Origin of the sequence: Pseudoalteromonas sp. NFXS39, from assembly GCF_040148775.1 — a bacterium.
In the GTDB taxonomy this organism is placed as follows: Bacteria; Pseudomonadota; Gammaproteobacteria; order Enterobacterales; family Alteromonadaceae; genus Pseudoalteromonas; species Pseudoalteromonas apostichopi.
Genome location: NZ_JAGDEC010000004.1, coordinates 284,465 through 306,127, shown reverse-complemented (window position 1 = coordinate 306,127; position 21,663 = coordinate 284,465). Strand labels below are relative to the sequence as shown.

Sequence of the window (21,663 nt, the reverse complement as noted above, 5' to 3'; positions counted from 1 at the left end):
AGGCGCGGGTCAGACCGCGCTTTTTTTGTGTTTAAAATGCTAAACACTCAGTGCTTTATATTAAGCATATTGCAACTGTAAAATTCAATTGAGGGCACTAAACTCGGAGTTTGAAATATGGTTTTGCAGCTTTTATTAAGTTAATGCTTTGGTGCGTTATACATAAATTAAATAACTGAAATAACTCAATAGGCAGTTGAGTAACTAGTCTTGGCTTAAAGCTGAACTTAAAGCTCCATTTAAAGCCTACATTCATCCAATTTATGCTTTACTCATTAAGCCTTAAATGGATTTGATGATTGCATGAATTACTTAAAAAACTTTATAACTAAATTTGTTTTCATGATGCAGAAGCGGCCGGGGTTGATGGCTGTGTTGGCTTTTTGCAGTGGTGTGGCAAGTTTTGTCTTTGTTGAGCGAAAAGAGTCGTTTTCGCAACTTATCTCTATTTTGTTATTAGTTACTTGGTTGTGGTTGTTAATAGATAACTGGCTAAGAGATAAAGTAGAGGAGCGTTTTGGTGTGGCGGTGTCGCCCAACGTGATGCGCTTTGCGCTGCAAGTTGTGCAGCAAGAAAGTTTGTTTTTTGCCTTACCATTTTTCTTGGCGGTGACAACTTGGGACCATGGTCAGGCCGCGTTTACCGCTTTAATTATACTTTGTGCGTTCGTTTCTGTTGTTGATCCCCTCTATTACAAAAAGCTTGCAAGGCACAGTGTCTGGTTTAGTGTGTTTCATAGCTTTTCTTTATTTGTCGTGCTGTCGGTTACCTTACCTATTTTATTAAAGTTAACGACCAGCCAGAGTTTTGAAATTGCGCTGATCACGGCTGTTATTTTAACGATTCCAAGTCTTGGCAATTTGATGCCAAATGCGAAATGGTGGCGTTTCCCACTGTTGGTGTTATTGCTTTGCGCTTTAAGTGCTGGGCTTTGGCAATTACGCAGTTTTGTACCCCCTGCGGCACTGCGTTTAACTGATATGAGCATGTCGTATCAGCTTGATGAACAAGCCCGTAAACCTCTTGCACCAATTACAGAGCTCAATGAGCAGAGCTTGCATGGAAAAGGTTTATATAGTTTTAGTGCGGTAAAAGCCCCTCGAGGTTTAGATGAAAAAATCTTCCATGTATGGGTACATAATCGTAAAGAAGTTGACCGCATAGCCTTGGATATTTCTGGTGGTCGCAAAGAGGGCTATCGTGCCTGGAGTCATAAAACTAATTTCCCTGCAAATGCTGCAGGAAAATGGGTCGTTAAAGTGGTTACCGAGTCAGGTCAGCTGATAGGACAGAGAAGGTTTGAGGTAACTAAAGTCTAGCTTATAGCTTTAGTACGGATTTTTCCCTTCACCTACCAACACACTGAATATTCTCAAATCCAGTTCTAGTTGATGGTATTGCGGTTCCATGTGGCAGCAAAGTTGATAGAAGGCTTTGTTGTGGTCTTTTTCTTTAAAATGAGCCAGCTCGTGTACGACGAGTGCTTTGAGAAGTGGTTCAGGTGCGCGAAGTAGATCGCTATTAATGGCAAGGTCGTGTTTTCGGGTTTTACCTTGCATACGGAAAGTATGGGTGCCTAAGGCATTTGTGACCATATCGCCTTGTTTTTTGAACGCGGCACGGCCAAATGGCAGGGCATTTTTAAGGTAACGCTTTTTCAATTCAGTGGCGTAATTGTATAAAGCTTTATCGCTGGTAATGCTATGCGCATTAGGGTATTTGCCTTTAAGGTATTTTGCGGCTCTGTCACCCTTAAATAACTGTAACACTTGCTCAATGATGTGGGGCGGGTAACCTTGAAAATAACGGCTGTAATCTTTCATATGTTCTCTGACAAATCGGGCTTTATACTGGGCGCTAAAATAAACTGCTTTGGCTTGCTTCGCGTTCACCTATAAACGGCGCAAGCGCGGGGTGATTGTAACCTAAATCTTGGCAAAACTGTCTTGCTAAAAGTGGTGACTGGCGATTATCTGCGGTATGGAAAAACAAATAGGGTGATTTTCCTTCATCAAGCCATTGCTTTACTTTTTTCAGCCATGGCTGGTAATACGACTTGTATTCATGTTCAAGACTGGCAATCACAAAGCGCAGCATTGGCTGATTTCCTGTTGCAATGGCATGCACAGGTAAATAAGGCTTTTTCTTTTGCGCATCAATGAGTGCATCGGTATCGGCGGGAACAGCAAATAAAGCGCGGGTATCCATGCTGATGCGGTCTATATTGTTTTCAATTAATAGCTGATTTAAACGAATTTCAGCATCATCTTTATTAAAAAAGCCTGGATGACGTACTTCTACACCGTAACTAAGTTGCTTGGGGAGTTGTGCAATAAAATTAGCAAGCAGTGGCAGTGCTTCTGGTCCAAAGGCGCGGGGTAGCTGCAACATGACTTGCCCCGTTTTAGCAAAGATTGGCTCAAATAAGTTTAGCCATGTATTAAGTTCATTATTTATATTTGTCAGTTGTAATTCGTGACTAAAACGACGATGAAACTTAAAAGTAAATTTAAAATCTTCGGGTACCGCATCATGCCAGCGCACTAATGACTCATGACTTGGGTCAGCATAAAAACTGGTGTTGCCCTCAACTGAGTTAAAGCATTGCGCATACTCACTGAGCATGTCGGCACTTTTACAGTGGCTAGAGAGCAAATTTCCTTTCCATGCGGTGCTAGACCACTGCGGACAACCTAAGTACAGCATTAAATCAACCAATAAATTTAAGTTATGCCTAGTGTAACAAAAGAAATGTTTGCTCAGAAGTCGGGGTGTATATTTAGCCCCCGACAGGCACTGCTGGCACTCGCATTTTGAGATGGTTTGGGTATAATGCTCTGCCTTAAATGATTACTTTGTATAGTGGCTTTTGCTCTCAAAATAGCGAACTCTTAAGAGCAGGCGGCTATAAGTCTTTAACTGACAGGAATACTATGCGCTCTATATATTGCGGACAGCTAAATAAATCTCACGTAGATCAAGAAGTTGAACTATGTGGTTGGATCAACAAACGCCGTGACCTTGGTGGACTTATCTTCGTCGATTTACGTGACAGAGAAGGTATAGTACAAGTTGTTTTTGATCCTGAAGTAGAAGGATTAATGGATACTGCGAATAAACTACGTCAAGAGTTTTGTGTGCAGTTAAAAGGTGTTGTTCGCGCACGCCCTGATAGCCAAGTAAACAAAGACATGGCAACAGGTGAAGTTGAAATTTTAGGCACAAGCTTAACTATCATCAACCGTTCAGAGCCATTACCACTTGATTTTAATCAGCAAAACTCTGAAGAGCGCCGCTTAAAATACCGTTACCTAGATTTACGTCGTCTTGAAATGAGCGACCGTATCAAACTTCGTGCAAAAGCGAGCAGCTTTGTGCGTCGTTTCTTGGATGACAACGGTTTCTTAGATATCGAAACACCGGTACTAACAAAAGCAACACCAGAGGGTGCGCGTGACTACTTAGTACCTAGCCGTGTTCATAAAGGTAGCTTCTACGCTTTACCTCAGTCGCCACAGTTATTTAAGCAATTATTAATGATGTCGGGCTTTGACCGTTACTATCAAATTGTTAAATGTTTCCGTGACGAAGACTTACGTGCAGACCGTCAGCCAGAATTCACACAAATCGATTTAGAGACGTCATTCATGAGCTCTGATGAAGTGCGTGCAATGACTGAGAAAATGATTACAGAAATGTGGCAATCATTATTAGACGTTGACTTAGGCGACTTCCCAGTGATGCCATACAGCGAAGCAATGCGTTTATATGGTTCTGATAAACCAGACCTACGTAACCCAATGCAGCTTGTTGACGTTGCTGATTTAGTAAAAGACGTTGAGTTTAAAGTATTCTCAGGTCCTGCTAATGACGAAAAAGGCCGTGTTGCAGTATTAACTGTACCAGGCGGTGCTGAGCTTTCTCGTAAACAAATCGACGATTACACTAAATTCATCGGTATCTATGGTGCGAAAGGTCTAGCTTGGATGAAAGTGAACGACCGTGCTGCGGGCGTTGAAGGTGTGCAATCACCAATCGCTAAATTCTTAAACGAAGAGGTGATCAACCAATTACTTGAGCGTACTAATGCGCAATCTGGTGATATCATTTTATTCGGTGCTGATAAGCGCAACGTTGTAAACGAAGCAATGGGTGCACTACGTCTTAAGATTGGTGTTGATTTAGGCATTACTGATCTTGATAGCTGGAAACCTTTATGGGTTGTTGACTTCCCAATGTTCGAAGAAGACGACGAAGGTACATTGCATGCGGTTCACCACCCATTCACTGCACCGAAAGGTATTTCTGCCCAAGAGCTTGAAGCAAACCCAGCTGCAGCATTATCAGATGCATACGACATGGTATTAAATGGCTACGAAGTTGGTGGTGGTTCGGTACGTATTCACAATGCCGATATGCAAGAAACAGCATTCAGAATCTTAGGTATTGATGCACAAGAGCAACAAGACAAGTTTGGTTTCTTACTTGATGCACTTAAGTACGGTACACCTCCGCATGCGGGTCTTGCGTTTGGTCTTGACCGTTTAGTTATGCTGTTATGTGGTACTGACAACATTCGTGACGTGATTGCTTTCCCTAAAACAACGCAAGCATCATGTTTATTAACAGATGCACCAAGCAAAGCAAATGCAGATGCATTAACTGAGCTAGCAATTAATGTTGTAGCGAAAGACGCTGAATAATTCATAATAAACTGAATTATAAGACTTAATGAATAATAACCCTAAGGTATATGCCTTAGGGTTTTTTTGTGCTTAAATGAATATTTAGTATGTTCTTCAAGGAGAGAAAATGAATATCAATGCAACTTTAATCGGCCAAATAATTGTTATTTTAATCCCTGTGTTTGCCGCTATCAGCTATTACTTAGGCAAGCGTAAAACCTCAACACCAATCGTGGTGGCCGTTATTGGTGGATTATTAGCGCTTATTCCCTTGTTTGGTCTTATTTTTATTGCAGTTCTTGCGCTTAAACAAGATATTGAGACCACCGCGTGATCGTAAGCCACTCGCTTTATTTTGAACACACCTTTGAAGTAAACCTAGCAGACCAAACATTTTCGCATTGCGAATTTGAGCAATGTGAATTTATCGACTGTGACTTTAGCAATAGTCAGTTTGAGAACTGCCGGTTTATAGAGTGTGAGTTTAAAAACTGTAATTTAGCTGCGCTTGGGCTTAGATACACCTCACTCGAAGAAGTGAACTTTAAACAGTGTAAATTAACCAGTGTACGCTTTACTGATGTTGATTGGCCGCTACTCGCTAGCCGTGCTCCAGTGAGTTTTATTGGCTGTGAGCTTAGCCACAGCAGCTTTTTTGAGCTTAGCTTAAAAGCTTTAAAAATGCGTAGCTGTTTTGCCAAAGATGTTGATTTTAGACATGCAGATTTATCTTCTGCTGATTTTACTGATACTGATTTTCGTGACAGCTTGTTTCAACAAACCAATCTCAGTAAAGCTAATTTTATAGGTGCTAGTCACTTTGCTATTGATATAACAGCTAACAATATCAGTAAGGCCAAATTTGAACGTTATGCCGCTTTGGATTTATTAGCAGGGCTCGACATCGAGCTGGTGGATTAAAGTTAAGGAAAGTTATGGATTTAAGTCCCATCTTTTTGGAAGGTCAATTTATTAAATTAGTGCCGTTAACGCTTGAGCACCGTGATGCTTTAGTAAGCGCCGCTTCAGATGGAAAGCTTTGGGAGCTTTGGTTTACCTCGGTGCCCAATGAAGAACGTGTTGACGATTATCTAACTATGGCGTTTGAACAACAAGCACTTGGTCGCGCATTACCATTTGCTGTCATCGATAAACACACTGATGAGGTGATAGGCTCAACTCGCTTTTGTAATATTGACAGTAAAAATCGCCGTTTAGAAATTGGCTATACCTGGTATGCCAAGCGTTTTCAGCGTACTGGGGTTAATACTGAATGTAAAAAACTGCTGCTGAGTTATGCATTTGAAACGCTTAATGTGATTGCTGTTGAGTTTCGTACCCATTGGCATAATCAGGCTTCGCGCAATGCCATTGCTCGCTTAGGAGCAAAACAAGATGGGGTTCTTCGTAATCACCAAATAATGGCCGATGGATGTGTACGCGACACCGTGGTGTTTTCAATTATTGATGGTGAGTGGCCGATGGTTAAACGCAGCTTAGAATTCAAATTAGAGCAGTCATAGCATGTTAAATATTAAAAAGGCGGCGCTAATGCTCGCGTTAACCCTTAGCGGGCAGACAGCCTTTGCTAATCAAACAGAGATACTGTTTGATACACAGCGAGCTCGCCATATTCCGGTGACCATTACAGTAGCCGATAGCAAATGCACGATAAAGAAAAAATGCCCAGTGGCGTTTATTGGGGCAGGCTATGGTATGGCGCATACAGACTATCAATTTGCCCAGCAGGCCTTCCATCAGCATGGTTATTTCACGGTTGAAGTTGCTCATGAGTTAAAAGGCGATCCGAGTTTAAACCCTGAGCCACCATACATGACCACACGCATGGAAAACTGGCACCGTGGTGTACAAACCCTTGAGTTTTTAGCCGTTGAACTTGCAAAGCGTTATGCTGAGTATGACTTTAATCAGCTCACTTTATTTGGTCACTCAAATGGGGGTGATATTGCAGCATTATATGCCGCTATTTATCCCGCTAAGGTTTCTAAATTGATCACCCTCGATCATCGTCGTATGCTGACCCCAAGGAACAAAAATATTGCTGTACTGACACTACGTGGTAGCGATTACCCAGCAGATGACAACGTATTGCTTACGCAGCAAGAACTCGCTGTATACCCAGTGACGCAAATTAAGCTTAAAGATTCGCGCCATAACGATATGTATGATGGTGGCCCAGAAGCGCTTGTCGCACGTATGAGTAAAGAACTTAATACGTTTTTGGCACGTTTTTGATGCTCAGTTAAAACTGAGCATCAATATCGCTGCGAAAATTAAAATAGCCCATCTCAACAAGGTTGTTATACACACCCTCAATATTCAGTGGTAGCCATTGCTGGTACATTTTTAAATGGCTGTATTGGGGCAAGCTTATTTCTTTTTGTAAGGTAGCAAGGTTTTTACCTTTTAACATGCCATCGCGAACGGCAGTGTGTAAGTCTTCAATGTAGTGTAAGTAAGAGACAACATCATCGCGGTTGCCTGTATCAGCATGGCCACCTATAAATGCAGCAAACGCAGGTTCATTTAACACGGCTTTGGTTGAATGCAGCATGCCGTTAATATCGTAACCAATCAGGTTTTTATATGGCATGCGGCCAAGTACAATCCAATCAACAACATAAAGTACATTGGCAGGCATAAAGCGCATACTGACATTACCACGGCCATTATTTGGCCCATAGTAATTAAGCTGCACGTAGCTATCACCTAAATCGACTTTGAGTGTATCGGTAAAAGTAAGATCAGGCAGGGCAGTAGGCACTTTATTCAATTTAAGGTCCTCAGCTGCAAACTGATGAGCGACGACAGTTGTGTTGGTATCGATTAGCTCATTACCGCCCATCGCATGGTCAACATGGCTATGGCTGTATAGCATGTATTTGATATCTGCGTTAAAGGTTTTCTTTATATAGCGTTTTAAGTATTTTGCGGCATCGCTATTGATAGGATCCGTTACCAAGGCAAGGTTATCAACAATCATAAAAGCACTATGATAATGGCCGACAGTAAAGCGATATACATTATCTTTAATATTTTCGACTTTATAGTTTGCTTGCACAGCTGAGATGACCGGATTGGTAACGAGTATGAGCGCACTGAAAAGTAAAATTTGCAGCCTTGTGAACATAAGCGATCCTTTCGTGTTGAAACGTGTCTTATTAACCATATCAAAGTTTATGTAATAGTACGCATTATACTACTTAAAGGCTTAGTTGATCTGTATCAAACTTAAGGAGCTAAGCTAGGCAGGGGCGGACATAAGTCCTTATGTTTTTGCTTGTGTTTCTCTATTCTCGCGAAGCGCTATAATGAAGAAATGCTATGCTTAGCACAGACTTCTAGAACCTTATTCACTGGAAAAGACAATGCAACATTTACCTACCGTTGATTATAAAGCGAGCGATGCGGCCGCTCAATTTGTTGAGTCACTAAGAAACACAGGTTTCGGTGTATTAAAAAACCACCCAATACCTCAGTCATTAGTTGAGTCTATTTACAAAAATTGGCAAGAATTCTTTAATTCTGAGCAAAAGCATGAGTTTTTATTTTCAAAAGAAACACAAGATGGTTACTTCCCACCATCAGTGTCAGAAGTTGCAAAAGGCTTTACCGTTAAAGATATTAAAGAGTACTACCACGTTTATCCAAAAGGCCGTGTTCCAGCACAGCTAGAAGAAGAAATCCGTGAGTACTATCGATTAGCCAATGAGTTTGCGGCAACATTATTAAGTTGGGTTCAGGCAGAAGCACCAGAAGAGGTGCGTGCTAAGTTCTCTATCGACCTTAAAGATATGATTGCTGACTCTGAGCAAACACTCCTGCGTATTCTTCACTATCCACCAATGACTGGTGATGAAGAGCCTGGTGCAATCCGTGCGGCAGCACACGGTGACATCAATTTATTAACTGTATTACCAGCGGCGAATGAACCCGGTTTACAAGTACAAAAAACAGATGGTGGTTGGTTAGACGTACCATGTGATTTTGGTAACCTGATCATCAATATTGGTGACATGCTACAAGAAGCGTCAGGTGGTTACTTCCCATCAACTATTCACCGCGTGATCAACCCAACGGGTAAAGCGTCAACGAAATCACGTATTTCGTTACCACTATTCTTACACCCGCGTCCTGATGTTGTGCTTTCTGAGCGCTACACTGCAGACAGCTATTTACAAGAGCGTTTACGCGAACTTGGTGTTAAGTAAAGTTTAGCTATACCCAAACCACCTCAAGGTGGTTTGGGTATATAAGATAAAGCGGCATCAAAGCCGCTTTTTTTATACCTAAAATTATTCTGCTAAATCCACCATTAAGTACTAGTTTGTAAATAATTCCATGCATTATTGACTATCCTAGGTATAATGCGCCCACTTCGCCGTATCGGCTGAATTTTTTAAAGAGAGATAGTATGAGTTTTGATGGGTTAGGTTTATCACCAGCTTTAGTAAATGCAGTTTTAGAAAAGGGCTATGAAGCACCAACGCCTATTCAATCACAAGCTATCCCTGCGATCATTGAAGGTCGCGATGTTATGGCCGCAGCGCAAACTGGCACAGGCAAAACCGCGGGTTTTACGCTGCCGCTAATTGAGCGCTTGTCAAAAGGCCCTAAAGCAGGTGGCAATAAAGTACGTGCATTAGTATTGGCACCAACTCGTGAGCTTGCTTTGCAAGTAAGCGAAAATGTTGAGCAATATGCTAAGCATTCAAATGTCAGCTCATTTGTAGTGTATGGTGGTGTTAAAATTAACCCGCAAATGATGCGCCTTCGCAAAGGTGTTGATATTTTAGTGGCAACACCAGGTCGTTTATTAGACCTACACAATCAAAATGCTCTTAAGTTTGATGATTTAGAAGTACTGATCCTTGATGAAGCCGATCGTATGCTTGATATGGGCTTTATCCATGATATCAAACGTATCATTGCTAAACTGCCAACTAAACGTCAAAACCTGATGTTCTCAGCGACTTTCTCTGATGAAATTCGTGAGCTTGCAAAAGGGCTAATTAACGATCCGGTTGAAATTTCAGTTGCAGCAAAAAACACGACCGCTAAATCGGTTACTCAATCAGTTTATGCACTAGATAAATCGCGCAAAACAGCATTACTTAGCCACTTGATCCGTACTAACGATTGGCAACAAGTATTGGTATTTTGTCGTACCAAACATGGTGCTAACCGTTTAGTTAAGCAGCTTGAACGCGATGATATTGTGGGTGCTGCCATTCACGGAAATAAATCGCAAGGCGCTCGTGTTAAAGCACTCGAAGGCTTTAAATCAGGTGAAGTGCGCGTACTAGTGGCAACCGATATCGTTGCCCGAGGTCTTGATATTGTTGAGCTACCTCACGTTGTTAACTACGATTTACCGAATATTTATGAAGATTACGTACACCGTATCGGCCGTACAGGCCGAGCAGGTGCATCGGGTCATGCTATTTCGTTTGTGACAGCTGAAGATGCAGTTGATCTTTACGGTATCGAACGTTTTATTGGTGAATTGATCCCACGCGCGACTGAAGCAGGTTTTGAACCAAGCAATCCCGTGCCTGAACGAGAGCTTGATGCACGCCCAATTAAACCCAAAAAGCCGAAAAAAGCCAAACAGCCGTTTTCTAAGCCTAAGTCGGATAGTAAAAAACCAAATAGCAATGGCAGTGGCATAGGTCCACGCCGTGGTGGTTCTGGGAAAAAATCTAATGCCAAGAAAGCAAGTGACGAGCAAACACAAAGTCCATGGGCTAAGCGTCAGTCTGTAGGGGGGAATTCTCAGCGCAGACGTCGCCCTAAGAATGATGGCTCAAATAACAGCTAATTTATTGGTTAATTAATATAAAGCGCGCCTGTGTTGGCGCGTTTTTTTATGGGTCTGCAAAGTCACACGGCTTTAAGGTAATTAACGGCTAAACCAATAAATAAAGTCACGCTGACACTGAGTAAGGTACCGAGCATAACGTATTCAGTCAGTTTTTTATCTCTACTGGCACTTAAATCACCAAAGCGGAATACGGATTTTGCCGCAAGTAAAAAGCCAACGCCTGAAAATTGGTCCAGTAAGATAAATGTTAGCATTAATACCCGCTCAAGCATGCCGATACTTTGCCCCGCAGCTGGTAAACTGCCCGTGGTGCTAAAGCCAGATGTGATCCGCTCTAACATCATTCGAATAAACACCGCTGTTGGATTTAAAATTAATAAATAGCCACACAGCACCCATAATGTTGCCGGTTGCATCAGCCATTGCCAGCTATGTGTAAAAAACTCATCGTTTTCGCTTAACCATATAGCCAGTAAGAACAAGATAACTAAATGTGCAAGTTGGTCGACAATAAAAGGAACCACACCTTTACTTGAGTAAGATTTAGCAAGGTCGATTAGATAGTGTGTAACCATAATCACTGCCGTGGCGATAACGACGTTTGAAAGCGCTTGCCAGCCATAATTAAACTCCCAAAATAATAGTACCAAAAATGAGCTAGCACCGTGGATGAGCACGTGCAAGTAAAGTTTACTGGCACGAAAGTGACGCGTATTTCTGTCATGTACCCAGCTCATAGGTTGCCAGTAAAAGTCGGCAATTAAATGCGCTAAAATTAAGCTTACGATAAGTAATGAAAAACTCATGTTGTCATTCCTTTGAGTGTGGTTTGGCTGTACTGTATAAAACGTTCAATTAATTGGTAGTGAGCCAAATTTAATAGCTTTGTGACATTGGCTCGGCTTGTTGCGAGTTCTTTAGCAAGTTCGGCATGGTTGTTGTGTTCTGCTGTTAAATAATAAAACAATGCATTTGCTTGTTTTTGACTCATTTTTTCAAGTAATACTTCTATTAGTTCAATATTGAGTAAAAAACCCTCTTCAAGGGGTTGATTGTCTATTTGTAAAGTGAGCCGTTGATGGCCCATATTATCTAACCCCCGGCCAGATAGAGTATAGGCGCTGCCTGTGGCTGTTTTTATATCGGCACGGGAGTTATCGAGTGAGCCAATAGCCAAACTTTGTCGCAGTTCGTAATTGGCTGCTTTCATTTGCAAATACAACAAAATTGCAGCATGACAGACCTGCTCTGGCTCTGTTAACTGTATTTGCAATGCATCGCCACGATATATGCTAAAACTTGCATTAAAGCGCTTGGCAACAAAGCGTAAGCTTTGATCAAGCTGATACAGCATGGCATCGTATTCTTGTTGTGGAATTTTTTGTGATTTAATTAAATCACCGCTGATCACCGCAATCATTATGATCCCTTAGGTTAAGTAACTTAATTTAGTTACATCGCGTTAAGTAACCAAATTTGGTTACTTTGTTTTATGTAACCAATTTAGGTTACTTTTTCGTAAATATCAACCTAGATATGCTACAGTGAACACAAATCACTAAAAACAGAAAAATTATGTCAGCAGTTGATAAGCCAAGAGTCGGTATCTTTGTAGATGTACAAAATATTTATTACACCTGTAAAGAAAGCTACAAGAAAAACTTTGATTACAATGCCTTTTGGGCACAGATGAGCGAACGCTATGAAATTGATTGCGCCATTGCGTATGCAATTTATCGTGGTGATGAAAAGCAATCGCAGTTTCAAAATATTCTGCGCGCAATTGGCTTTGAGGTAAAACTGAAACCTTTTATTCAGCGCAGAGATGGTAGTGCGAAAGGGGATTGGGATGTTGGCATTACCATTGATATGCTAGAGCATGCCAAGCAGCTCGATAAAATGGTATTACTTTCGGGTGATGGAGATTTTGCGTTATTGCTTGGCCATTTAGCGAATAAGTATCAGCTACCGTGTGATGTCTATGGGGCAGAGCACCTCACTGCCGATATTTTAAAGCAAGCCGCAGCTGAATTTCACTGTATTGACGATTCACTGTTGTTATCAAGGTAGAAAAAAATATTCCATTTTAAATAAAATGTTTAACTAAAGTATTATTTCGGCTAAGCTTGCATTAGTTAAACTTGATGATGAATAAAAGAATAGTCACTCACAATGCGCTAAATTATGCAAAAAAGTATAATTTAAGGTGTTATAGGACATCGTTGATGTGGTTTCTAATTTTCTTTTCTATTAAATAAAGCTATTTAATTCAACAAATTAAAAATAAATATAAAAGTTATACGAAATTTTATAAAAAATATAATGACAACGCTGTCATTTGTTGTGTAACATTAAATCAACAAAGGTTGAGATGATTTCGCATTCAGATAATAAAAATAATGCGATTTAGATAAAAACTAAACGAAGGCTAGGGGTCGTTAAATGATGGCGAAGAGTGTGAATGAGGACCAATTGTTTATTGGTATTGATGGTGGCGGAACGAAATGTCGAGCAACTATCTACTCTGTTAAACAAGGTGTATTAGGAACTGGCCTAGGTGGTCCTGCAAATCCATTACATGGTTTGGAACGTACTCTCGAATCAATTATGGTCTCAACACAATTAGCGCTTCGTGATGCTGGTTTACCACTTGATACAGTTCATCAGCTTTATGCCGGCTTAGGTCTGGCGGGTGTTAACCTACCTAGCTTGTATGACAAGATTATGGAATGGGAACATCCATTCAAACAAATGTTCCTCACGACTGATTTACATACTGCTTGCATTGGTGCACATGAAGGCAGTGATGGTGCGGTGATTATCACTGGCACGGGCTCTTGTGGTTTTTCATGTGTAAATGGTCGTACAACTAACTTTGGTGGTCATGGTTTTGCCCTAGGAGATAAAGGCAGTGGCGCATGGATGGGTCTTGAAGCAATAAAAGCGACCTTGCTAGACCTTGATGGCCTAGGCGAATCAACAAATTTAACTAAAGTGATCACTGAGCATTTTGCTGCTGATAATGCGATGGCAATTGTTGAGCAAATGTCTGGTCAGCCTTCGAGCAGTTTTGCTAAATTAGCCCGTTATGTATTTGAAGCAGCCAATAACAATGACAAAGTTGCCGTTGCGATAGTCAAAGAAGGCGCAGATTACGTGAGCAAATTAGCGCAGCGCTTACTTGAGAATAAGCCTCCACGTTTATCTATGATTGGCGGTTTAGCTGAGCCTCTGAATAAGTGGCTTGCAGAAGATATTGCTAAACGAGTTGAGACACCTATTCAACCACCTGAAATGGGCGCTGTTTATTTTGCTCAGCAATCTGTACTAGAACAAAGTCAAGAGGTAGGTTTGTAATGACGATTTATCATGCGAGTACATTGTTTACCGGTGAAGAATTTTTATCAGATGTGTATTTTAGCGTCGACAATGGTGTCTTTAAACGTGTTGAAGCACATGCTGATGCTGTTGAATTAACAGGTTTAGTTACCCCTGGTTTTATTGATGTTCAAGTTAATGGCGGTGGCGGGGCATTTTTTAATGCAGAACAAACGCCAGATTGCTTAGATAGAATAGCCAAAGCGCATGGTCAGTTTGGTTCAACAGCGATTATGCCAACGCTTATTACCGACAAAGTAGAAGTAATGGCAAAGGCCGCTGATGCAATCGCACAAGCAATTGCTGAAGAGGTTCCGGGCGTTATGGGCGTGCACTTTGAAGGGCCACATCTTTCCTTTCCTAAAAAAGGTACCCACAGCGAGCAATTCATTCGTCCAATCACAGAGCAAGAATTTGCAATTTATGCACGCCAAGATCTAGGCATTAAAATCGTTACCTTGGCTCCTGAGAATGTTAGTGCTGATGATATCGCTCGCTTAGTTGAGTGTGGCGTAAAAGTATCTATTGGCCACACTAATGCGGACCTTGCGACTACCAATGCAGCACTTGCTGCTGGTGCTGATGGATTCACCCACTTATTTAATGCTATGTCAGCATTTACATCACGAGAACCGGGTGTTGTTGGTGCAGCACTTTGGGATGATAACAGCTGGTGCGGCTTAATTGTTGATGGTCATCATGTACACCCATCATCAGCAAAATTAGCAATTCGCACCAAGCAGCGCGGAAAAATTATGTTAGTCACAGATGCAATGCCACCTGTGGGTACTGACGATATGGAGTTTGATTTCTTTGATGGTCGTAAAGTCATTCGTACTGGCGATCGATTAAATTCAACTACCGGTGAATTAGCAGGCAGCGTACTTGATATGGCAAGTGCGGTGCGCAACACAGTGAATACATTGGATGTTAGCCTTGCTGAGAGCTTACGTATGGCATCACTTTATCCTGCACAATATTTAGGTTTACATAAAAAAGGTCGCTTGCTGAGCGGGTTTGATGCTGATTTTGTTGTGCTAGATGATAATCAATATGTAAAAGCGACATATATAGCTGGTAAAGCTTTGTAAGAACTTCCCTGGAAAAATCCCCGCCGAAGTATCGCGGGGCTTTTTGTATTAAAGGTAAACAATGACAACAACACAACCAACAAGAAAACGTTTGGCATCGCTGGATGCATTGCGTGGCATGGATATGTTTTGGATATTAGGCGGACAGTCACTATTCGCAGCGCTATTCGTTTTAACAGGCTGGACTGGCTGGAAAGTTTTTGAAGCACATACAGTACATAGCGTCTGGCATGGCTTCACATTTTACGATCTGATTTTCCCATTATTTATCTTCTTATCGGGTGTGGCGATGGGGCTAGCCCCGAAACGCATTGACCATTTGCCTTTTGAGGAACGCAAAGTTTATTACCGTAAGGCGGGAAAACGCCTTTTACTATTGTGTTTATTAGGTATTTTGTATAACCACGGCTGGGGCACTGGGATGCCAATGGCTTTGGATGAAATTCGCTATGCCAGTGTACTTGGGCGAATCGCCATTGCATGGTTCTTCTGTGCTATGTTGGTTTGGCACACCAGTTTACGAACGCAAATTATAACCGCAGCGACTATTTTAGTGGGCTATTGGTTACTGCTTTGTTTTGTGCCTGTGCCAGGCGGCAGTGCTGGTGACCTTTCAGCAGCAGGGAGTTGGAATGCATGGTTTGATGCACACTTACTGCCAGGTATTAGTTATCAAAACCGTGTGGTAGACCCAGAAGGTGTATTGTCGAATATCCCAGCGATTGTCAATGCTTTAATGGGCGTGTTTGCAGGTCAATTAGTCGCCCGTGCTCAGCAAATTGGCGAGTGGAAAATGACCGCATTATTGTTTGCTGCAGGGATTGTAAGTGTCTGTTTAGGTTGGTTATGGGACTTACAGTTCCCAGTAAATAAAGAGCTTTGGAGCAGTTCATTTGTGCTTGTAACGGTTGGTTGGAGTGCCATGTTGCTAGCCGTATTTTATGCACTGGTTGATATTCTGCCGGGCCAGCGCGCCGCGTATCCTTTTGTGATCATAGGTGCAAACTCAATTATTATTTACTTAGCGTCAAGTCTTGTGAATTGGGGTTATGTAAGCCAAAGCGTTTTTGGTGGTGTGGTTCGAGCTGTGCCAGAGGTATGGCAACCCCTGATGGCGGTGATTGCGTTATTAGCAGTACAAATGCTGGTATTGCATTGGATGTATCGCCGTAAGATCTTTGTTAGTGTTTGATAATTATTAAACACTAACAAAAAGAGTAATTTTTTATTCACTTTTACTTTACAAAGGTAAAACTAGAAGTGATAATGACAGCGTTGTCATAATGGTTATAGCTACTGCATCGTATCCTGGCAGTGGTTTGATCTAAAACCCAGCTCGATTGCACGTGGGGTTGGGTTTTAGGTCCCATTTTTTTCCAACTTATAATTAGAGCTAATCGATATGCAAATAGTGATTCTTGATGATGCAGCCCAAGTTGCAGCTTATGGTGCCAACATCTTTGCTAAACAATTACTAAAAAAACCAGCATCAGTGCTTGGCCTTGCTACAGGTTCAACACCCGTTGCCTTGTATCAACAACTGATCGAAAAAAATAAAGCAGGCGATATTTCGTTTAGCCAAGCGACAACATTTAACTTAGACGAATACTTAGGCTTAACTGGCGAACATCCACAAAGTTACCGCTACTTTATGAATGAGCAGCTGTTTAACCATGTTGATATCGACAAACAGAACACCCATGTACCGCCGGGTGATGCAGTAAACCCGCTTGTTGCTTGTACTGAATACGAACAAAAAATCGCAGCAGCTGGTGGTGTTGATATACAGCTACTTGGTATTGGCCGTAATGGTCATATTGGTTTTAACGAACCATCTTCAGGTTTGACATCACGCACGCGTGTTAAAACACTTACGAAAGCGACAATTGAAGACAATGCACGATTTTTTGCCGAAGGCGAATATCAACCACATTTATCAATCACTATGGGTATTGGCACCATTTTAGAAGCTAAAAAAGTGGTACTTTTAGCAACCGGTGCAAGTAAAGCAGATGCCGTTCACGCCATGGTTGAAGGTCCGTTAATGGCTAAATGCCCAGCCTCAGCACTGCAACTTCATAAAGATGCCGTAATCATCATTGATAAAGCAGCAGCGAGTAAATTAGAAGATTTAGAGTTCTATCGGCATATTGAAGCTGAGAACCAAAAACTACAAGCGCATCTAGCGACCTTGTAAAATTGTGAGAGAGAATAAAAAAGCCCTGTTTGGGCTTTTTTTATGCCTGTAATAAATTGGGTTTATCATCCGCTTATGGTAGTTTTACTAAGTAAACTATTTTCAAGGAACGCCATGCTGAATTACTCTCAAATGCCATTGGATCGTGCATCAAACCGCCGCAAAGATCCTAAGTGGCTAAAGGCTCAAATGAATTCTCAGAGTCGCTGGTTATTAGTCAATAACAATCAAAGTTTATTTGTTAAAGACAGTCCTGAAGTGTGTTATTTACGCTTATCTCAAGTGGATCATCTCGATTTATCAAAAGGCATTTTATTGGGGTTAGACGACGATGATGTGGCTCATTTTGCATTAGATGTCAGCCATGAACCAGACTCACTTATTGAGCCAATGCTCAACGGCGCTGAGTTTGTTGATATTCGCAAGTTGGGCCCACAAGTTGAGCTTAAACAAGGCTCAATTGCAGCACTGGCAAGAGGCTTGTGTTTTTGGCACGCAACGCACCGTTTTTGTGGTCGTTGTGGTCATGAAAATAATATGGTTGAAGCTGGGCATTCGCGTTTATGTGAAAACCAAACTTGTCAGCATCAAACTTTTCCGCGAACCGATCCTGCCGTTATTATGATCGTTACGAAAACTTTTTCAGACGGAATAGAGCGTTGCTTGCTGGGCCGTCAAGCAAGCTGGCCTGAGGGTGTTTTTTCAACACTTGCAGGTTTTGTTGACCCAGGTGAAACACTAGAGCAAGCCGTTGCCCGTGAAGTAATGGAAGAAGCGGGTGTTGCTGTTACAGATATTCAATATATAGCTTCACAGCCCTGGCCATTTCCATCATCAATTATGTTTGGCTTTATGGCCACAGCAGTTTCAGAAGATATTCAGGTAGATAAAGACGAGTTAGACGATGCAAGATGGTTTAGCCGTGCTGAACTTAATGAATTCGGCCAATGGCATGAGCAGGGCAGCCATCTTAAACTAACCCGGCAAGATTCTATTTCTCGATTTTTGGTTGAGCACTGGCGCAACCTGTAAAGCACAGCTTGGACAAATTATGACAAAGACAAATAAAAATACCCAAATCGTCTCTGCAGGGCGTAAAAAAGCGTATACACAAGGGGTTGTGAACCCTGTCGTACAACGTGCATCAACTGTGGTATTTGACTCAGTTGCCGACTTAAAAGCTGCGGCTAAGAAACGTGGCGATAAAACTTTATTTTATGGCCGTCGCGGTACGACGACGCATTTTGCTCTGCAAGAAGCAATTGCAGAGCTTGAAGGTGGTGAGGGTTGTGCGCTTTACCCATCAGGTGCGGCTGCAATCAGTAATGCCTTGCTATCGTTTGTGAAAACGGGTGATCATATTTTAATGGTGGATACAGCTTATGAACCTACCCGTGATTTTTGTGACAAAATACTTGCTGGCTTAGGGATTGAAACAACCTATTACCCGCCGGGGATCGGCGCAGGGATTAGTGAGCTTATTAAAGATAACACCCGTGTATTGTTTTTAGAATCACCTGGCTCAATCACCATGGAAGTGCAAGATGTCCCAGCGATGGTTGCTAAAGCAAATGAGTGCGGTGTTATGACCATGCTAGATAACACTTGGGGTAATGGTCTGCATTTTAGACCGCTCGAGCATGGCGTTGATATTAGTATTCAAGCGGCTACAAAATACATTGTTGGTCACTCAGATGTGATGATGGGTGTTGCTGTTGCCAACAAAAAGTATTGGCCAACACTTCGAGAAAATTCATACCTACTTGGTCAATGTACCTCTGCAGATGATGCCTATTTAGCGCTACGTGGTCTGCGTACTATGGCTGTGCGTTTAAAACAACATGAACAAGCAGCCATAGAAGTGGCTAAATGGCTTGAAACACACCCTTTGGTTGATCATATTCGCCATCCAGCCTTTGCAACGTGCCCTGGTCATGAGTTCTTCAAACGAGACTTTGATGGCAGTAACGGCTTATTTTCATTTGTAATGAAGCAGGGTAATCAACAAGCGATTGATGCCTTTTTAGATAGCCTGCACCATTTTAAAATGGGCTTTTCATGGGGCGGTTATGAGAGCTTAGTCACGGCAAACTTGAGCATGAAAGGTCTTCGCTCTGAAACTGGTTGGTCGCAGGGCCCAGTGATAAGGCTACACATTGGTCTTGAAGATGTGGCTGATTTACTAGCCGACCTTGATCAAGCACTGGCTGTGTACGAAAGCCACCTCTAGGTTAAAGTTTATACTTTGTTACATAAGACCTGCTAGTCGGGTCTTTTTTTTCTGGTAATTCAAGCTGTTTCAACTTAGTGTAATTCTAATAATAAAATTCATTAAGGATTATGAGTGACGCAGTTACATCCTAAACGTCTTGCACAAATTGCCCAATTTGAGCTGGTACGACTATTTTTGACCAAGCGTGGTTTGTTGGCGGTTGCCGCTTTTGCCATTTGTTGGCTACTTATTTTACGCTATCCCATTGCCCAATCTGTGACCTTGATTAGCTCACCTGATTTTGCCGACTTTGCTAGGCAGGCATTTGGCGCCATTGGCATCAGTAAATTACTTGATTGGCCTGAATCTGAACTGGCCGTTTATTGGCTGATTGCTTTATTTAGTTTCCCAAGCTTTTGTTTGTTTTTATGTAGTGACCAGACAGTGGGCGACAGACAACGAGGTACGTTACGCTTTTTATCACTTAGAGCCACTCGCTCAGAAATTATCATTGGCCGCTTTTTAGGACAGCTATTAATTTTAGCGGCACTGTTGTTTGTTACTTTGATGGCAACGGTTGCAATGCTCGGTTATCGTGAGCCAAGTTTGCTGCTTTCTGGCTTATCGCGAAGCTTTATGTTGTTATTTTATTTGCTTGTTGCGGTTATGCCTTTTATTGCCCTAATGAGCTTTTTGAATACCTTTGCTCGTTCATCGCGTCTTGCATTTGTATTGGCTATTTTGTTCTTTGCTGGCGGTAATATTGTGATTGGCTTACTAACATGGCAATGGCCTGCATTTGAGGTTTTAAATTACATATTTCCGGGCTATCAACTTGATTTAATGGCTGGTCAACGTGCCGGCGTAACACTTGCTCTTGGTTTACCACTCTTACAAACTGCAGTGTTATTGATTGCTGGTGAACGAATTTTTTCGAGGAGCTCACTATGACCGTTTTAATTCAAGCACAAGGTTTGTCAAAAAACTATGGGGCTAAACGAGCGCTAGATAACGTCAGCTTTGAAATAAATAAAGGGGCTCCAGTGGCGCTGGTTGGTCCAAATGGTGCGGGTAAAACGACCTTATTTAGCTTGTTATGCGGCTATATTTTACCTAGTTCAGGAAAATTATCGGTAATGGGACATACCCCAGGGAGTGCGGAGTTATTTGGTAAGCTAACGGCATTACCACAAGATGCACAGCTTGATCCTCGCTTTAGTATTGCGCATCAACTTAACTTTTATGGTCAATTACAAGGGCTAAGTGGTGCGGCTCGTAAAAAAGAAACGGCTCGTGTTTTAGAGCTCGTTGGTTTGTCAGAGGTGGCTAAGCAGCGACCAGATGACCTTTCTCATGGTATGCGTAAGCGAGTGACGATTGCACAAGCCTTGATTGGTTCACCAGAAATAGTGATGCTTGATGAAGCAACTGCGGGCCTTGACCCAATTCATGCTCGTGAGGTGAGAGAGCTGGTAAGTTCTTTAAGTAACGAAGCAACATTTATTTTAAGCTCCCATGACTTGACTGAGCTTGAGCGTTTATGTTCTCAGGTGTTACACCTTGATAAAGGTATTTTAAGTGAACATCAAGCCCGTTCAAGCACTCAAGATAACAAACACTTTATTACGCTACAGTTGAATCAACAATATGATGATGTAGAAGCAAAGCTTGCTGGCCTTGCCCACGTACATCATGTTTATATGAGCCAAGCAAAAGAATATGTGATCGAGTTTGAGAAAACAGCCGAGCCTTTTGATATCAATCTTCTACACTTTTGTTATCAACAAGGTTGGCAGTATCGTCAACTGGTGAATGGTCACACACTCGAAAACCAAATCTTTCATAAGGAGAGCTAGTTATGGGGCTATTAAGTGGATTAATGGGTAACGCAAGTGAAGTTGATAACGACGATTTAGAAGAACTGCTTGCCAATACCCTGATTGATGGTGAAACAGTACAAAGAGCCTATAAAGTCATTCGTGATATGTTCATCTTTACAAATAAAAGATTGATTATCATTGATAAACAAGGTGTTACTGGTTCAAAAGTTGAAATGTTGAGCATTGCTTACTCAAAAATTACTAAGTTTAGTAAAGAAAGTGCCGGGCATTTTGACCTAGATGCTGAACTGAAAATTTGGGTTGGTTCAGATCCAACACCAATTAGTAAAGACTTTAAAGCAGGAGATAACATTAATGAGGTTTATAGAATTATAAGCCAGTTTGCTTTATAAGGTACTGACACACTTTATTTT

General features: G+C 41.7%; 23 protein-coding genes. 18 read left to right on the top strand and 5 right to left on the bottom strand.

The genetic code is table 11. The annotated features are described in order from the left end of the window. Positions 1-303 precede the first annotated feature (303 nt). Positions 304-1,320: a DUF5924 family protein gene (locus J3455_RS09920; RefSeq protein ID WP_348708801.1), complete on the top strand. Its 1,017-nt coding sequence runs from the start codon at positions 304-306 to the stop codon at positions 1,318-1,320. 9 nt (positions 1,321-1,329) lie between these two features. On the opposite strand, the gene J3455_RS09915 is transcribed toward J3455_RS09920, so the two are convergent. Together J3455_RS09915 and J3455_RS09910 are read right to left on the bottom strand one after the other, a co-directional pair. Continuing rightward, positions 1,330-1,824, bottom strand: a complete 495-nt coding sequence (locus J3455_RS09915) for a M48 metallopeptidase family protein (protein WP_250661015.1) — start codon at positions 1,822-1,824, stop codon at positions 1,330-1,332. Positions 1,825-1,858: 34 nt separating this feature from the next. Next, positions 1,859-2,707, bottom strand: coding sequence for a DUF72 domain-containing protein (locus tag J3455_RS09910; RefSeq protein WP_349561634.1), 849 nt, complete (start codon positions 2,705-2,707; stop codon positions 1,859-1,861). A 227-nt stretch (positions 2,708-2,934) separates the two neighbouring features. Here J3455_RS09910 and aspS point away from each other — a divergent pair, with 227 nt between their 5' ends. From aspS to J3455_RS09885, 5 genes are all read left to right on the top strand, one after another. Continuing rightward, positions 2,935-4,704 carry an aspartate--tRNA ligase gene (aspS, locus tag J3455_RS09905; RefSeq protein ID WP_349561632.1) on the top strand — a complete coding sequence of 590 codons (1,770 nt, stop codon included), beginning with the start codon at positions 2,935-2,937 and terminating at the stop codon, positions 4,702-4,704. Positions 4,705-4,813: 109 nt separating this feature from the next. After that, positions 4,814-5,020, top strand: coding sequence for a hypothetical protein (locus tag J3455_RS09900; RefSeq protein WP_058585269.1), 207 nt, complete (start codon positions 4,814-4,816; stop codon positions 5,018-5,020). Continuing rightward, positions 5,017-5,607 (top strand): pentapeptide repeat-containing protein, encoded by a 591-nt coding sequence (locus J3455_RS09895; RefSeq protein WP_502935094.1) that lies wholly within the window; start codon positions 5,017-5,019, stop codon positions 5,605-5,607. The genes J3455_RS09900 and J3455_RS09895 overlap by 4 nt, the downstream gene beginning before the upstream one ends. 14 nt (positions 5,608-5,621) lie before the next feature. Continuing rightward, positions 5,622-6,209 carry a GNAT family N-acetyltransferase gene (locus J3455_RS09890; RefSeq protein WP_349561631.1) on the top strand — a complete coding sequence of 196 codons (588 nt, stop codon included), beginning with the start codon at positions 5,622-5,624 and terminating at the stop codon, positions 6,207-6,209. A 28-nt stretch (positions 6,210-6,237) separates the two neighbouring features. Further along, a complete protein-coding gene (locus J3455_RS09885; RefSeq protein ID WP_502935093.1) occupies positions 6,238-6,942 on the top strand; it encodes an alpha/beta fold hydrolase in 705 nt (234 codons plus the stop codon). A gap of 7 nt (positions 6,943-6,949) precedes the next feature. Here the strand turns inward: J3455_RS09885 and J3455_RS09880 are convergent, their stop codons facing one another. Further along, a complete protein-coding gene (locus J3455_RS09880) occupies positions 6,950-7,837 on the bottom strand; it encodes an MBL fold metallo-hydrolase (protein ID WP_349561628.1) in 888 nt (295 codons plus the stop codon). Between the two features lie 238 nt (positions 7,838-8,075). Between J3455_RS09880 and J3455_RS09875 the strand changes: the two genes are divergently transcribed. Together J3455_RS09875 and J3455_RS09870 are read left to right on the top strand one after the other, a co-directional pair. Further along, complete coding sequence (locus J3455_RS09875) at positions 8,076-8,918, top strand: isopenicillin N synthase family dioxygenase (RefSeq protein WP_130051232.1); 843 nt, start codon at positions 8,076-8,078, stop codon at positions 8,916-8,918. A 203-nt stretch (positions 8,919-9,121) separates the two neighbouring features. Beyond that, positions 9,122-10,528 carry a DEAD/DEAH box helicase gene (locus J3455_RS09870; protein WP_130051233.1) on the top strand — a complete coding sequence of 469 codons (1,407 nt, stop codon included), beginning with the start codon at positions 9,122-9,124 and terminating at the stop codon, positions 10,526-10,528. 62 nt (positions 10,529-10,590) lie between these two features. On the opposite strand, the gene J3455_RS09865 is transcribed toward J3455_RS09870, so the two are convergent. Both J3455_RS09865 and J3455_RS09860 read right to left on the bottom strand, forming a co-directional pair. Next, positions 10,591-11,337: a DUF3307 domain-containing protein gene (locus J3455_RS09865; protein ID WP_167657773.1), complete on the bottom strand. Its 747-nt coding sequence runs from the start codon at positions 11,335-11,337 to the stop codon at positions 10,591-10,593. Continuing rightward, a complete protein-coding gene (locus J3455_RS09860; protein WP_167657774.1) occupies positions 11,334-11,951 on the bottom strand; it encodes a hypothetical protein in 618 nt (205 codons plus the stop codon). The genes J3455_RS09865 and J3455_RS09860 overlap by 4 nt, the downstream gene beginning before the upstream one ends. Before the next feature lie 155 nt (positions 11,952-12,106). Between J3455_RS09860 and J3455_RS09855 the strand changes: the two genes are divergently transcribed. From J3455_RS09855 to J3455_RS09810, 10 genes are all read left to right on the top strand, one after another. Beyond that, the gene (locus J3455_RS09855) at positions 12,107-12,601 is read left to right on the top strand and encodes a LabA-like NYN domain-containing protein (RefSeq protein ID WP_167657775.1); all 495 of its coding nucleotides are present in this window, start codon (positions 12,107-12,109) and stop codon (positions 12,599-12,601) included. Positions 12,602-12,973: 372 nt separating this feature from the next. After that, positions 12,974-13,888: an N-acetylglucosamine kinase gene (gene nagK / locus J3455_RS09850; RefSeq protein ID WP_130051237.1), complete on the top strand. Its 915-nt coding sequence runs from the start codon at positions 12,974-12,976 to the stop codon at positions 13,886-13,888. After that, positions 13,888-15,000, top strand: coding sequence for an N-acetylglucosamine-6-phosphate deacetylase (gene nagA, locus J3455_RS09845; RefSeq protein ID WP_349561625.1), 1,113 nt, complete (start codon positions 13,888-13,890; stop codon positions 14,998-15,000). The genes nagK and nagA overlap by 1 nt, the downstream gene beginning before the upstream one ends. Before the next feature lie 61 nt (positions 15,001-15,061). Then, a complete protein-coding gene (gene nagX, locus J3455_RS09840) occupies positions 15,062-16,192 on the top strand; it encodes a transmembrane glucosamine N-acetyltransferase NagX (protein ID WP_130051239.1) in 1,131 nt (376 codons plus the stop codon). Positions 16,193-16,402: 210 nt separating this feature from the next. Beyond that, positions 16,403-17,197: a glucosamine-6-phosphate deaminase gene (gene nagB, locus J3455_RS09835; RefSeq protein WP_349561624.1), complete on the top strand. Its 795-nt coding sequence runs from the start codon at positions 16,403-16,405 to the stop codon at positions 17,195-17,197. Positions 17,198-17,311: 114 nt separating this feature from the next. Further along, entirely contained in the window at positions 17,312-18,229 is a 918-nt protein-coding gene (gene nudC / locus J3455_RS09830) for an NAD(+) diphosphatase (RefSeq protein ID WP_130051241.1), read from the top strand. A gap of 19 nt (positions 18,230-18,248) precedes the next feature. Then, positions 18,249-19,427 (top strand): cystathionine beta-lyase, encoded by a 1,179-nt coding sequence (locus J3455_RS09825; RefSeq protein WP_130051242.1) that lies wholly within the window; start codon positions 18,249-18,251, stop codon positions 19,425-19,427. A 114-nt stretch (positions 19,428-19,541) separates the two neighbouring features. Beyond that, positions 19,542-20,360 (top strand): ABC transporter permease, encoded by an 819-nt coding sequence (locus tag J3455_RS09820; RefSeq protein ID WP_167657779.1) that lies wholly within the window; start codon positions 19,542-19,544, stop codon positions 20,358-20,360. After that, entirely contained in the window at positions 20,357-21,265 is a 909-nt protein-coding gene (locus J3455_RS09815; protein WP_349561622.1) for an ABC transporter ATP-binding protein, read from the top strand. The genes J3455_RS09820 and J3455_RS09815 overlap by 4 nt, the downstream gene beginning before the upstream one ends. A 2-nt stretch (positions 21,266-21,267) precedes the next feature. Then, entirely contained in the window at positions 21,268-21,642 is a 375-nt protein-coding gene (locus J3455_RS09810) for a PH domain-containing protein (protein WP_130051245.1), read from the top strand. The last annotated feature ends 21 nt before the right edge of the window (positions 21,643-21,663 follow it).